This is a genomic window from Ectopseudomonas toyotomiensis (assembly GCF_017167985.1).
Taxonomy (GTDB): Bacteria; Pseudomonadota; Gammaproteobacteria; order Pseudomonadales; family Pseudomonadaceae; genus Aquipseudomonas; species Aquipseudomonas toyotomiensis.
Map to the genome: position 1 here is coordinate 1,339,975 of NZ_CP070505.1, position 12,915 is coordinate 1,352,889.

12 protein-coding genes are annotated in these 12,915 nt (G+C 64.5%); 7 read left to right on the forward strand and 5 right to left on the reverse strand.

What is annotated here, in order from left to right:
• Nucleotides 1-73 precede the first annotated feature (73 nt).
• The 6 genes from JWV26_RS06135 to JWV26_RS06160 all read left to right on the forward strand — a co-directional run bounded on the left by JWV26_RS06135 (nt 74) and on the right by JWV26_RS06160 (nt 7,915).
• On the forward strand, nt 74-1,693 hold the full coding sequence (locus tag JWV26_RS06135) for an acyl-CoA synthetase (protein ID WP_206418622.1): 1,620 nt from the start codon (nt 74-76) through the stop codon (nt 1,691-1,693).
• 125 nt (nt 1,694-1,818) lie between these two features.
• Nucleotides 1,819-3,192, forward strand: a complete 1,374-nt coding sequence (locus JWV26_RS06140; protein ID WP_206418623.1) for a solute carrier family 23 protein — start codon at nt 1,819-1,821, stop codon at nt 3,190-3,192.
• 59 nt (nt 3,193-3,251) lie between these two features.
• A complete protein-coding gene (locus JWV26_RS06145) occupies nt 3,252-5,024 on the forward strand; it encodes an acyl-CoA dehydrogenase C-terminal domain-containing protein (RefSeq protein WP_206418624.1) in 1,773 nt (590 codons plus the stop codon).
• Between the two features lie 131 nt (nt 5,025-5,155).
• On the forward strand, nt 5,156-6,334 hold the full coding sequence (locus JWV26_RS06150; RefSeq protein WP_206418625.1) for an acetyl-CoA C-acetyltransferase: 1,179 nt from the start codon (nt 5,156-5,158) through the stop codon (nt 6,332-6,334).
• Between the two features lie 74 nt (nt 6,335-6,408).
• A complete protein-coding gene (locus JWV26_RS06155) occupies nt 6,409-7,275 on the forward strand; it encodes an MBL fold metallo-hydrolase (protein WP_206418626.1) in 867 nt (288 codons plus the stop codon).
• 160 nt (nt 7,276-7,435) lie between these two features.
• Entirely contained in the window at nt 7,436-7,915 is a 480-nt protein-coding gene (locus JWV26_RS06160; RefSeq protein WP_093053209.1) for a YbaK/EbsC family protein, read from the forward strand.
• Between the two features lie 40 nt (nt 7,916-7,955).
• On the opposite strand, the gene JWV26_RS06165 is transcribed toward JWV26_RS06160, so the two are convergent.
• From JWV26_RS06165 to JWV26_RS06185, 5 genes are all read right to left on the reverse strand, one after another.
• A complete protein-coding gene (locus JWV26_RS06165) occupies nt 7,956-8,246 on the reverse strand; it encodes a YceK/YidQ family lipoprotein (RefSeq protein WP_206418627.1) in 291 nt (96 codons plus the stop codon).
• Nucleotides 8,243-8,533, reverse strand: coding sequence for a DUF2845 domain-containing protein (locus JWV26_RS06170; RefSeq protein ID WP_206418628.1), 291 nt, complete (start codon nt 8,531-8,533; stop codon nt 8,243-8,245). Before JWV26_RS06170 ends, JWV26_RS06165 begins: the two co-directional genes overlap by 4 nt.
• An 11-nt stretch (nt 8,534-8,544) precedes the next feature.
• The gene (gene ubiX, locus JWV26_RS06175) at nt 8,545-9,174 is read right to left on the reverse strand and encodes a flavin prenyltransferase UbiX (RefSeq protein ID WP_021489517.1); all 630 of its coding nucleotides are present in this window, start codon (nt 9,172-9,174) and stop codon (nt 8,545-8,547) included.
• Nucleotides 9,175-10,530, reverse strand: coding sequence for a UDP-N-acetylmuramate:L-alanyl-gamma-D-glutamyl-meso-diaminopimelate ligase (gene mpl, locus JWV26_RS06180; RefSeq protein WP_206418629.1), 1,356 nt, complete (start codon nt 10,528-10,530; stop codon nt 9,175-9,177).
• An 85-nt stretch (nt 10,531-10,615) separates the two neighbouring features.
• Nucleotides 10,616-11,491, reverse strand: a complete 876-nt coding sequence (locus tag JWV26_RS06185; protein ID WP_074916611.1) for a LysR substrate-binding domain-containing protein — start codon at nt 11,489-11,491, stop codon at nt 10,616-10,618.
• Between the two features lie 123 nt (nt 11,492-11,614).
• On the opposite strand from JWV26_RS06185, the gene JWV26_RS06190 reads away from it, so the two are divergent.
• On the forward strand, nt 11,615-12,784 hold the full coding sequence (locus JWV26_RS06190; protein WP_206418630.1) for a 2-aminoethylphosphonate--pyruvate transaminase: 1,170 nt from the start codon (nt 11,615-11,617) through the stop codon (nt 12,782-12,784).
• Nucleotides 12,785-12,915: the final 131 nt, after the last annotated feature.

Sequence of the window (12,915 nt, forward strand, 5' to 3'; positions counted from 1 at the left end):
CAACAAGCTTCGGTAATGCCTGCATCATTACCGGAATAACCAGAGCTAACAATCAGCCAAAGGTGTATCCGCCATGTCGATCTACGAGCAGGGCCTCGGCCGCGCCGCCGTCAACCACGTCGCCCTCAGCCCCCTGAGCTTCATCGAACGTACGGCGGCGGTATACCCGCACTATCCGGCGGTGGTGCATGGCTCGATTCGCCGTAACTGGGCCGAGACCTACGCGCGCTGCCGACGCCTGGCCTCGGCGCTGGCAGGCCGTGGCATCGGCAAGGGCGACACGGTGGCAGTGATGCTGCCGAACATTCCGGCCATGCTCGAGGCGCATTTCGGCGTGCCGATGATCGGCGCGGTGCTCAACACCCTCAACGTGCGCCTGGATGCCGAGGCCATCGCCTTCATGCTGCAGCACGGCGAAGCCAAGGTGGTGATCGCCGACCGCGAGTTCTTCGATGTCATCCACGCCGCCATCGGCATGCTCGACCACCCGCCACTGGTGATCGACGTCGACGACCCCGAGTACGGCGAGGGCCAGGCGGTCAGCGACCTGGATTACGAGGCCTTCCTCGCCGAGGGCGACCCCGAGTTCGCCTGGCAGTGGCCCACCGACGAGTGGCAGGCCATCAGCCTCAACTACACCTCAGGCACCACCGGCAACCCCAAGGGCGTGGTCTATCACCACCGCGGCGCCTTCCTCAACGCCATGGGCAACCAGATGACCTGGGCCATGGGCAACCACCCGGTCTACCTGTGGACCCTGCCGATGTTCCACTGCAACGGCTGGTGCTACCCCTGGACGATCACCGCCCTGGCCGGCGTGCATGTGTTCCTGCGCCGCGTCGACCCGGCGAAGATCCTTACCCTGATCCGCGACGAGCAGGTCACCCACCTGTGCGGCGCGCCCATCGTGCTCAATGCGCTGGTGAACATGCCGGCCGAGGCCAAGGCGGCCATCGATCATCCGGTCAAGGCCATGGTCGCCGGTGCCGCGCCACCCGCCAAGGTGATCGGCGCAGTGGAGGAAATGGGCATCGCCGTGACCCACGTCTACGGCCTCACCGAGGTCTACGGCCCGGTGACCCTGTGCGCCTGGCACGCCGAATGGGACCAGTTGCCGCTGGAAGAACGCGCCACCATCAAGGCGCGCCAGGGCGTGCGCTACCCTACTTTGGAAGGGGTGATGGTCGCCGACCCGAAGACCCTGGAGCCGGTGCCGCGTGACGGCCAGACCATCGGCGAGATCTTCATGCGCGGCAACACGGTGATGAAGGGCTACCTGAAGAACCCCAGCGCCACCGCCGAAGCCTTCGAGGGCGGCTGGTTCCACACCGGCGACCTGGGCGTGTGCCACGCAGACGGCTACGTGGAAATCCGCGACCGCCTCAAGGACATCATCATCTCCGGCGGCGAGAACATCTCCACCATCGAGGTCGAAGGCGTGCTCTATCGACACCCGGCGGTGCTGGAGGCGGCGGTGGTCGCCCGCCCGGACGAGAAATGGGGCGAGACGCCCTGCGCCTTCATCACCCTGAAGACCGGCCAGCAAGCCAGCGACAGCGAAATCATGAGCTTCTGCCGCGAACACCTGGCCGGCTTCAAGGTGCCCAAGACCGTGGTCTTCACCCAGTTGCCCAAGACCAGCACCGGCAAGATCCAGAAGTTCGTCCTGCGCGATATGGCCAAGGCTCTCTGACCACGTAGCCCGGATGCAATCCGGGGACAGCGATTCGGATTCCCCGGATTGCATCCGGGCTACGGCAAAACCGCACCGTTTGCACAACAACAAGAACCGGCCCAGGCGGCCGACGGAGAACCCTCATGCAAATCTTCCAGCGCCGTGACGGCGACGAACAACCGCACTGGCCCCTTGGCCCGTTCAAGGTGCGCCTGCCCTTCGTGCATTACCGCTGGGAAACCGCGGAGATGCTACAGGCGCTGATCATGTTCGTGGTCAGCCTGGCGATGATCCCGCTGCTGGAGAAATACCTCGGCCTGCCCTACGACGTGGCCCTGGCCTACGTGGTGGTGTGCGGCATAGGCTTCATGCTGCCGGCGCTGCTCGGCGTGCCCTTCGTACCCGGCTGGATCACCCCCGGCATCCCCGTGGTGCTGCTGTTTCTCGGCAACTACGAGCCGGGTCCTGCGGCCATCCAGGCGCTGTTCGCCCTGCAGTTCCTGGTGTTCGTGATCTTCCTTTTCCTCGGCGTCACCCGCCTGGGCAGCGCCCTGGTGCGGCTGATCCCCAACTCGATGAAGGGCGGCATAATCATCGGCGCCGGCATCGCCGCGCTGATGGGCGAGATCAGCGCCGGCGGCCGCCTGGCCAACACGCCGATCTCCCTGGTTCTCGGCAGTCTGATCTGCCTGTACCTGATGTTCTCGGTGTCGTTCAAAGGCCTGACCGAGCGCGTGCCCTTTGCCCGCAAGATCGTCAACTACGGCATGGTGCCGGGCATGCTGATCGCCATCTTCATCGGCATCGCCGTGGGCGAGTACAAGATGCCGGACGTGAAGTGGGGCATCACCGCGCCGGCCTTCGGCGAGATGTGGAACTACCTGCCGTTCAACGTTGGTTTCCCGAGCCTGGACGTGTTCATGCTGGCGGTGCCCACCGCGGTGATCGCCTACGTGATCGCCTTCGGCGACATCATCGTCGGCCAGTCGCTGATGCAGCGCGCCGATGAACTGCGCACCGACGAGGTGATCGAAAACAACGTCGACCGCGTACACCTGGTGACCGCCATCCGCAACGCCCTGCACGCCTTCTTCGCGCCCTACCCTGGCCTGGCCGGTCCGCTGTGGACAGCCGTGGCGGCGACCATGGCCGAGCGCTACAAGTACGGGCGCAAGGCGATGGACTCGATCTACAGCGGTGCCGGCACCTTCTGGATTACCGGCTTCGCCGCGCTGTTCATGCTGCCGCTGGTCAGTTTCTTCCAGCCGGTACTGCCGATCGCCCTGTCGCTGACGCTGATCCTCACCGGCTATATCTGCCTGATGGTCGGCTTCGAGCAACTGAACAACAACACCGAGCGCGGCATCGCCGGCACCATGGGTGTGGTGCTCGCTGTCTACGGCGCGGGCTGGGGCCTGGCTGCAGGCGCGGCGCTGTACATCCTGGTCGAACGCACCCATCTGCTTAAATTCACCAGCATCAAGGACAAACCGAACGAAGCGGCCGAGGCTGACTGAGTTCTTTCGTTCACCCAGCGCCGCGCCTGTCGCGGCGCCTCTGCTGTCGAGGTTGCACCATGCCCGAATTCAACGCCCCGCTGCGCGATATGCGCTTCGTCCTCCACGACGTCTTCCAGGCGCCGAGCCTGTGGGCACGCCTGCCGGCCCTGGCGGAAACCGTCGATGCCGACACCGCCGACGCCATCCTCGAAGAGGCGGCCAAGGTCACCGGCAGCCTGATCGCCCCCCTCAATCGCAGCGGCGACGAGGAAGGCGCGCAATGGATCGATGGCGACGTGCGCACCCCGGCCGGTTTCCGCGAGGCCTACGCCACCTACACCGAAGGCGGCTGGGTCGGCCTCTCCGGCAACCCGAATTATGGCGGCATGGGCATGCCCAAGATGCTCGCCGTGGCCTTCGAGGAGATGCTCTACGCCGCCGGCTCCAGCTTCGCGCTGTATTCGGCGCTGAGCTCCGGCGCCTGCCTGGCCATCGACGCCCACGCCAGCGAAGAACTCAAGACCACCTACCTGCCGCCAATGTACGAAGGCCGCTGGGCAGGCTCCATGTGCCTGACCGAGGCCCACGCCGGCACCGACCTGGGTATCATCAGAACCAAGGCAGAGCCGCAGGCCGATGGCAGCTACAGGATCACCGGCAGCAAGATCTTCATCACCGGCGGTGAGCAGGACCTGACCGAGAACATCATCCACCTGGTGCTGGCCAAGCTGCCGGACGCACCGGCCGGGCCGAAGGGCATCTCGCTGTTCCTGGTGCCCAAGGTGATGGTCAACGGCGATGGCAGCCTCGGTGCGCGCAACGCGGTGAGCTGCGGCTCCATCGAGCACAAGATGGGCATCAAGGCCTCGGCCACCTGCGTAATGAACTTCGACGGCGCCACCGGCTACCTGATCGGCGAGGTCAACAAGGGGCTGGCGGCGATGTTCACCATGATGAACTACGAGCGTCTGTCCATCGGCATCCAAGGCATCGGCTGCGCCGAGGCCTCCTACCAGTCGGCGGTCAGCTACGCCCGCGAGCGCATCCAGAGCCGCGCCGCCAGCGGCCCGGTCAACCACGACAAGATCGCCGACCCGATCATCGTGCACGCCGACGTGCGCCGCATGCTGCTGACCATGAAGGCGCTGAACGAGGGTGGTCGTGCATTCGCCTGCTACGTTGGCCAGCAGCTAGACCTGGCCAAATACGCCGAGGACGACAGCGAGCGGCAGAACGCCGAAGCCCTGGTCGCCCTGCTGACACCGGTAGCCAAGGCCTTCTTCACTGACACCGGGCTGGAAAGCTGCGTGCACGGCCAGCAGGTATTCGGCGGTCATGGCTATATACGCGAGTGGGGTCAGGAGCAGCTGGTACGCGACGTGCGTATCGCACAGATCTACGAAGGCACCAACGGCATCCAGGCGCTCGATCTGCTGGGGCGCAAGGTGGTGACCAATGGAGGTGCCGCGCTACGCCTGTTCGCCGCCGAAGTGCGCGACTTCGCCCATGCCCATGAATCGTCCTTCGGCGATCGCCTGGTGGAAGCGCTGGAACGCCTGGAAGCGGTCAGCGGCTGGCTGCTGGAGCAGGCCAAGAGCGACCCGAACTCGGTAGGTGCCGCCTCGGTGGAATACCTGCACCTGTTCGGCTATGTCGCCTACGCCTACATGTGGGCGCGCATGGCGGCGGTGGCGCAGGGCAAGCAGGACGAAGACGAGGCCTTCTACGGCGGCAAGCTGGCCACAGCGGAGTTCTTCTTCGCTCGTCTGCTGCCGCGCACCCTGAGTCTGGAAGCGAGCATCCGTTCCGGCAGCCAGCCACTTTACGGTCTGGCTGCCGAGCAGTTTTAAACGTAGGGCGGGTACAACCCGCCACCGCCGAGCCGGTGGCCCTACAAGCTTGAGCGTGTTGCGCGGCGCTTCGGTGCCGCGCTTTTTTATTCGAGTCTCGGCTGGCGCTGCCCAGCCGACGAGGATTTTGTATGCGTGAAGTCGTAATAGTCGCTGCCTGTCGTACCGCCATCGGCAGCTTCCAGGGTGCGTTGAGCCGCATTCCAGCCCCACAGTTGGGCGCCGCGGTGATCCGTGAGCTGCTCGCCCGCACGGGAATCGAGGGCGAGCAGATCGACGAGGTGATTCTCGGCCAGGTACTCACCGCAGGCTCCGGGCAGAACCCGGCCCGGCAGAGCGTGCTGCTCGCCGGCCTGCCGCATACGGTGCCGGCCATGACCCTGAACAAGGTCTGCGGCTCCGGCCTCAAGGCGGTGATCCTCGGCGCCCAGGCCATTCGTGGCGGCGATGCCGAGATCATCATTGCCGGCGGTCAGGAGAACATGAGCCTGGCGCCCTACGTCATGCCCGGCGCCCGCAGCGGCCTGCGCATGGGCCATGCGCAATTGGTCGATACCATGATCCAGGACGGCCTGTGGGACGCCTTCAACAACTACCACATGGGCATCACCGCCGAGAACCTGGCCGAGCAGTACGGCGTCACCCGCGCCGAGCAGGATGCCTTCGCCCTGCGTTCGCAGCAGCGCGCTCAGGCCGCCATCAAGTCCGGGCGTTTTACCAGCGAGATCGTACCGGTGGAAATCCCCCAGCGCGGCGACGAACCGCTGCGTTTTGCCCAGGATGAACAACCGCGCGCCGGCACCAGCCTGGACAGCCTGGGCAAGCTGCGCCCGGCTTTCAAAAATGACGGCACCGTGACTGCCGGCAATGCCTCGACGCTCAACGACGGCGCCGCTGCCGTACTGCTGATGAGCGCCGAGAAGGCCGACGAACTGCAACTGCCGGTGCTGGCCCGTATCGCCGCCCACGCCAGCGCCGGCGTCGATCCGGCGGTGATGGGCATCGGCCCGGTATTCGCCAGTTGCAAGGCGCTGGAGCGCGCCGGCTGGAGCCTGGAACAGCTCGACCTGATCGAGGCCAACGAAGCCTTCGCCGCCCAGGCCATCGCCGTCGGCCGCGAGCTGCATTGGGACAGCGCCAAGGTCAACGTCAACGGTGGCGCCATCGCCCTCGGCCACCCCATCGGCGCCTCCGGTTGCCGCATATTGGTCAGCCTGGTGCACGAGATGCAGCGCCGCGACGTCCGCCGTGGCCTGGCCACCCTGTGTATCGGTGGCGGCCAGGGTGTGGCCCTTGCCATCGAACGCTGAAACAATCGCCGTTTCGGGTGGATCACGCTTCACCGATCCACCCTGCAATCCCAGACAAGAACAAGAGAAACACCATGCGAACCCTGACCACCCTGACCGGCAACAGCCAGAAACTCGATGGCGGCGCCATGTTCGGCAACGCACCCAAGGCGCTCTGGCAGCGCTGGATGCAAGCCGACGACCTGAACCGTATCGACCTCGGCTGCCGCGCCCTACTGGTACAGGAAGACGAGCGCAACATTCTTATCGAGACCGGCATCGGCGCCTTCTTCAGCCCGGAACTCAAGCAGCGCTTCGGCGTACAGGAAGAGCGTCACGTGCTGCTCGACAGCCTTGCCGCCGTCGGCCTGAACGATGCCGATATCGATATCGTCGTGCTCACCCACCTGCATTTCGACCATGCCGGCGGCCTGCTCGCCGCCTGGCATGACGGTCAGCCGGCGCGCTTGCTATTTCCCAACGCGCGCTTCGTCACCGGCCGGCGCCAATGGCAGCGCGCCTGCAAGCCACACGCTCGGGATAGAGCCTCCTATATCCCGGAACTGCTGGAACTGCTGGAGAACAGCGGTCGCCTGCATTTGATCGAAGAAACCGAGCACTGTGAATTGCTCGGCCCAGACTGGCGCCTGCACTGGAGCGACGGCCACACCCCAGGCCAACTGCTGCCGGAAGTGGCCATGCCGGGTGGGCCGGTGGTATTTCCCGGCGACCTGATTCCCGGCGCGCCCTGGGTTCACCTGCCAATCACTATGGGTTACGACCGTTTCCCCGAAGGCCTGATCGAAGAGAAGGAAGCACTGCTCAGCGACCTGTTCTCGCGCGGCGGCAGGCTGGTATTCACCCACGACCCGAACGTCGCCCTGGGCCGGGTAACGAGAGACGAAAAAGGTCGCTTCGGGCTCGATGAAGCCGAAAAAGCAGCGCATCTGCTGGCAAACTGACGCCATCAGGCCTTGACGTGCCGGCCATGCAGCGCGAGCATGGCCGCTTGTTTTTTCGCCGTGCTCACGACCACGCCAGCACTAGGATGGGGCTGTGCTTGACCAGCACCAGACTGGCCACAGCGTCGTGCTCACCTCGACAGCCCTGGGGGACCGTTTCATGAGCCTGGCCTCTGTACGCGCCTTCTTCGCCGCCAAGGCGCCCGACATTGCGATCATCGAACTGCCGTCCAGCACCGCCACCGTGGCGCTGGCGGCCGAAGCGCATGGCGTATCGCCGGGGCAGATCGCCAAGACCCTGGCCTTTCGCATCGCCGAACGCGACGTACTGATCGTCGCCCGCGGCGACGCGCGTATCGACAACCGCAAGATGAAGGAATGCTTCGGTGCCAAATCGCGCATGCTCGATGCCCAGACCGTGGTGGAGCTGACCAGCCACCCGGTGGGCGGCGTCTGCCCATTCGGCCTGGCCACCCCGTTGAGCGTCTATTGCGACCGCTCGCTGCTGGCCTTCGATGAAGTGCTGCCGGCCGCCGGCGCCACCCACAGCGCAGTGCGCATCGCCCCGCAGCGCATGGCCGAACTGGTGGATGCCGAGTGGATCGACGTGTGCCAGGAAGTGGAAACGGAAATCTGCTGAACACCGCGCGCATCAGCGCATTTCCCGGATTGCATCCGGGCTACAACCCGCCGCTGACACCGAGGCTCACACCCAGCGCCGTGGCCAGCGAAAACGGCAGCAACAGGGTATCGAGCAAAGCGCTGGCCGGCAGATCCAGCCCGGGATAACGCGGTGCCTTGGCACCGAAACGATCCAGCGGGCAGCAGCCGCCATTGATCGCATACCAGTCCAGCCGCGTCCCGGCATAAACCACAGGGGCATCGGGCTTGGCCGCGTCCAGCGTTCGCACGGTGGCGCAGCCGGTCAGGTTCAGCGCCAGCAGCAGAGTGAGTGCCAAAGTCCGTCTCATCCGCGCTCGACCCTGATTTCCACCAGCTTGCCATCGAGAAAACGCAGGTAGCGATAGACGCCATTGCGAGGCCCATACATCCATTGCTCCACTGTCACGCCGCCACCCAGTGGACTGCTGGGTGGCGTCACCTCGCGCTGGTCGGGTTCACCGCATTTGCGCAGCACCTCGACGCTACGCTCGCCCTCGTAAACCAGGGCGGTACCGCAGCGCATGGAGGCCTCTGCGACCGGCAGCAACGACAAGGTGAGAACGCTTCCCAACACACAGCGACTCACAATGGACATCAGCACTCTCCTTAGTCATCTGATACCAAATGATGCTCGCCCCAGCGCGGCAGCATGTCCTGAGGGATATTCAGGCAATTGAGGATGCGTGCGACGACGAAGTCCACCAGGTCATCCAGCGTCTGTGGCTGATGATAGAAGCCGGGCGATGCCGGCAGGATGGTCACACCCAGATTCGACAGCTTGAGCATGTTTTCCAGGTGGATGCTCGAATACGGCGCCTCGCGCGGCACCAGAATCAGCTGGCGGCGTTCCTTCAATGCCACATCAGCGGCGCGTTCGATCAGGTTGTTGCAGGCACCGCTGGCGATGGCCGACAAGGTGCCGGTGCTGCACGGCACCACCACCATGGCGGTCGGCGCGCCGGAACCGGAAGCGGCTGGCGCCATCCAGTCTTCCTTGCCGTAGACGCGAATCTGCCCCGGCGCCGCGCCGGTGTACTCGGTCAGGAACTGGGCCATGGACTGCGGTTTGGCCGGTAACGCCACGTCGGTTTCGGTGGCCATCACCAGTTGCGCGGCCTTGGAGATCAGGAAGTGCACCTCGCGATCTTCCTGCACCAGACAATCGAGCAGGCGCAGGCCGTATTGCGCGCCGGAGGCACCGGTCATCGCCAGCGTTATACGTTCCGGACCAGACATCTATCCCTCCAGAGCTGCTGCCAGCTTGCCATGCAGGCCGCCGAAGCCGCCGTTGCTCATGATCACCACCTGGGTGCCGGGGCGCACCAGGGCCTTCACGCCATCGATGATCGACTCCAGCGAGTCGCACACGCGCGTCGGGTTGCGCGCCTGCGCCACGGTGGCGGCCAGGTCCCAACCGAGATTCGGTGGCGCGTACCAGAACACCGCATCGGCCTGTTCGGCGGACTCGGCCAGACCGTCGCGATGGGCGCCGAGCTTCATCGAGTTGGAGCGCGGCTCGATCACCGCGATCACCTGGGTGTCGTCGCCGACGCGCTTGCGCAGGCCATCGAGCGTAGTAGCGATGGCGGTTGGATGATGGGCGAAATCGTCGAAGACGGTCACGCCATTCACCTCGGCGACCTTTTCCATGCGCCGCTTGGCGTTGATGAACTGGCCCAGCGCCTCGATGCCCAGCGCCGGCACCACACCGACATGGCGCGCCGCAGCGAGCACGGCCAGGGCGTTGGCAACGTTGTGCTGGCCGGTCAGTTGCCAGTCCACGGTGCCCTCGACCTTGCCCTCGAAGCTCACCTCGAAGCGCGAGCCATCGGCGCTGAGCAGGCGTGCCTGCCACTGGCCACCTTCACCGGTGGTCTGCACCGGCGTCCAGCAACCCATCTCGATCACTCGCGCCAGCGCAATTTCGCTGGCCGGATGGATGACCAGGCCCTCGCCGGGAATGATGCGCACCAGGTGATGGAACTGCCGCTCAATGGCTGCCAGGTCCGGGAAGATGTCCGCGTGGTCGAATTCCAGGTTGTTGAGGATCGCTGTGCGCGGGCGGTAGTGGACGAACTTGCTGCGCTTGTCGAAGAAGGCGCTGTCGTACTCGTCGGCCTCGACCACGAAGAACGGCGTACCGCCCAGGCGCGCGGAAATACCGAAATTCTGCGGCACGCCGCCGATCAGAAAGCCCGGGCTCATGCCGGCATGTTCCAGCACCCAGGCCAGCATGCTGGAACTGCTGGTCTTGCCGTGGGTACCGGCCACCGCCAACACCCAGCGCCCCTGCAGCACGTGATCGGCCAGCCACTGCGGCCCGGAAACGTAGGGCAACCCCTTGTTCAGCACGTATTCCACCGCCGGGTTGCCACGGCTCATGGCATTGCCCACCACCACCAGATCCGGAGCCGGCTGCAGGTGCGCCGGGTCAAAACCCTGCATCAGCTCGATGCCCTGGGCTTCCAACTGAGTGCTCATGGGCGGGTAAACGTTGGCATCGGAGCCGGTGACGCGATGGCCGAGCTCCTTGGCCAGAACAGCCAGCGACCCCATGAAAGTGCCGCAGATGCCGAGAATATGGATGTGCATTGATGACCTCTGAACATGCCCAACAATAGGGCGTGAAGCGATGGCGGCAGGTTAGCACAGCGCCTTCAGGCCGTAGGCACCTGCATCAGATGCCGACGTTCGACCGTACCAATTCAAGAAAAGTCTCGATGATGCGTCGTGAGCTCTGCTCGCGTAGGCACACCATTGTTTCAGTCATGCGCTGGCGGCAATCGAGAATAGGCAATGCATGCAGGCTACGGCTGCTCCCAAACTCTGCAGCCGAGACAATGCCTATGCCAAGCCCGCCAGCAACTGTCTCGAACACGGCCTCGCGCCCCTCCACCTCGATCGCTGAGCGCAGGCGAAGTCCTTCACGCTGGAGCTCCAGTTCGATCAGCTGACGCGTCATTGAACCCCGTTCACGTAACACCAAGGGTTGATCATCGAGATCAGCCAACACAATCGATTCACGCGCAGCCAACGGATGATCGGCGGCGACGAAAGCCAACAAGGGTGAACTGCTCAACACGACACTCACCAACGCCTCATCTTGAATCGGACGGCCGAGTACGGCGAAGTCGGCCTGGTAGGCGAACAACCGAGCCAGCGCCTCGTCTGTGTTACCAGTGACCACGTTGAAGCGTATACCCGGATAACGGTCGTTGAATTGACCAATGAACGGCAACACATGCACAGGCGAATCCACCGCCAGGGTGAGACTTCCAGTCTGCAGTGCACGCGAGCTGGAGAGCAGTTCCTGCGCTTCGGCCGCTACCGCATAGAGGCGCTGAGTGATGCCGAGCAGGCGCTCTCCCAGCTCGGTGAGCTGCACCGTGCGCTTGGTGCGATTGAACAGCAGCACGCCGTACTGCTCCTCCAGCTTGCGTACCTGGTCGGAAACAGCCGGCTGGCTAAGGAACAGGCGCTCGGCCGCACGGGTGAAGCTGCCCGTCTGGGCTACGGCATGAAAGGCCCGCAGTTGGGCGTGGGAGACAGCCATAGGCACCTCTATTAATAAGCTCAGCTTGTTTTTGAAATACTATAAATCGATTTTATTTATTCATCGCCAATTGTTTTGATCGTCTCCAGCGCGGCGTACTGCCGCACCTCACCGGAGACGATCATGAGCAAAGCCGAATTTCTCACCGCCCGCCCCGCCATCGCCGCCCCCGCCCTGGGCGAACCCTACCTGCTGACCCCCGGCCCACTGACCACCTCGCTGACCACCAAGCAGGCCATGCTGCGCGACTGGGGCTCGTGGGACGCCGACTTCAACCGCGTCACTGCGGAGATCCGCCAGGGCCTGCTGGCCATGGCAGGCGTGCACGATGACAGCTACGCCTGCGTCCCCCTGCAAGGTAGCGGCACCTTCGCCGTGGAAGCGGCGCTGGCCACCGCCATCGCCCGCGATGGCAAGGCTCTGGTGCTGATGAACGGCGCCTATGGCAAGCGGGCCACACAGATTCTCGATTACCTTGGCCGCGACTACATCGCCCTAGACAAAGGCGACTATCTGCCGCCACAACCGGAGGAAGTCGCCGAGCTGCTGGAGCGCCATCCGGATGTCACCGATGTGTTCCTGGTCCACTGCGAAACCAGCTCGGGCATCCTCAACCCGCTGCGCGAGATCGCCGATGTGGTCAAGGCGCACGGCAAGGGCCTGATCGTCGACGCCATGAGCTCGTTCGGCGCAGTGCCGCTGACCGTCGACAAGATTCCCTTCGACGTCATGGTCTCCTCGGCCAACAAGTGCATCGAGGGCATTCCCGGTTTCGGTTTCGTGATTATTCGCCGCGCACTGCTGGAGCAGTCCAAAGGCCGCGCCCATTCCCTGAGCCTGGATCTTCTGGAGCAGTGGCAATACATGGAGCGCACCGGGCAGTGGCGCTTTACCCCGCCCACCCACAGCGTGGTGGCCTTCCGCAAGGCGCTCGAGCAGCACGCCGAGGAAGGGGGAGTGGTCGGACGCCAGGCACGTTACACGAACAACCGCGACACCTTGGTGGCCGGCATGCGTGCCATGGGCTTTCAAACGCTTCTGGAAGACCGCTGGCTGTCGCCGATCATCACCACTTTCTTCAGTCCTACTCACCCGAACTTCCAGTTCAAGCGTTTCTACGACGAGCTCAAGGCCCGCCAGTTCGTCATCTACCCCGGCAAGTTGACCATTGCCGAGAGTTTCCGCATCGGCTGCATCGGCCAGATCGACGAACGCATCGTTGGCCAGCTGTTGCGTGCCGTCGCCGACACCCTGGCGGTAATGGGCGTCGACGACTGCAGCCCGGCGAACTGAACCACAGCGCCCAGGCCAACACGGCCATGGGTGCAGACCTGCTGTACGAGACCGGCTGTTGCCCGCCCTGCCAGGCAGGGCAACCCGGCAGGACGCCACGCCCACCGGGCCTCGATTGATCTGATCCAGAC

Bases quoted from the DNA above. Each gene is read 5' to 3' on its own strand.
- mpl (WP_206418629.1), bottom strand. From the start codon at position 10,530: ATGCACATCCATATTCTCGGCATCTGCGGCACTTTCATGGGGTCGCTG.
- JWV26_RS06190 (WP_206418630.1), top strand. From the start codon at position 11,615: ATGAGCAAAGCCGAATTTCTCACCGCCCGCCCCGCCATCGCCGCCCCC.
- JWV26_RS06145 (WP_206418624.1), top strand. From the start codon at position 3,252: ATGCCCGAATTCAACGCCCCGCTGCGCGATATGCGCTTCGTCCTCCAC.
- JWV26_RS06155 (WP_206418626.1), top strand. From the start codon at position 6,409: ATGCGAACCCTGACCACCCTGACCGGCAACAGCCAGAAACTCGATGGC.
- JWV26_RS06165 (WP_206418627.1), bottom strand. From the start codon at position 8,246: ATGAGACGGACTTTGGCACTCACTCTGCTGCTGGCGCTGAACCTGACC.
- JWV26_RS06140 (WP_206418623.1), top strand. From the start codon at position 1,819: ATGCAAATCTTCCAGCGCCGTGACGGCGACGAACAACCGCACTGGCCC.
- JWV26_RS06160 (WP_093053209.1), top strand. From the start codon at position 7,436: ATGAGCCTGGCCTCTGTACGCGCCTTCTTCGCCGCCAAGGCGCCCGAC.
- JWV26_RS06185 (WP_074916611.1), bottom strand. From the start codon at position 11,491: ATGGCTGTCTCCCACGCCCAACTGCGGGCCTTTCATGCCGTAGCCCAG.
- ubiX (WP_021489517.1), bottom strand. From the start codon at position 9,174: ATGTCTGGTCCGGAACGTATAACGCTGGCGATGACCGGTGCCTCCGGC.
- JWV26_RS06135 (WP_206418622.1), top strand. From the start codon at position 74: ATGTCGATCTACGAGCAGGGCCTCGGCCGCGCCGCCGTCAACCACGTC.
- JWV26_RS06170 (WP_206418628.1), bottom strand. From the start codon at position 8,533: ATGTCCATTGTGAGTCGCTGTGTGTTGGGAAGCGTTCTCACCTTGTCG.
- JWV26_RS06150 (WP_206418625.1), top strand. From the start codon at position 5,156: ATGCGTGAAGTCGTAATAGTCGCTGCCTGTCGTACCGCCATCGGCAGC.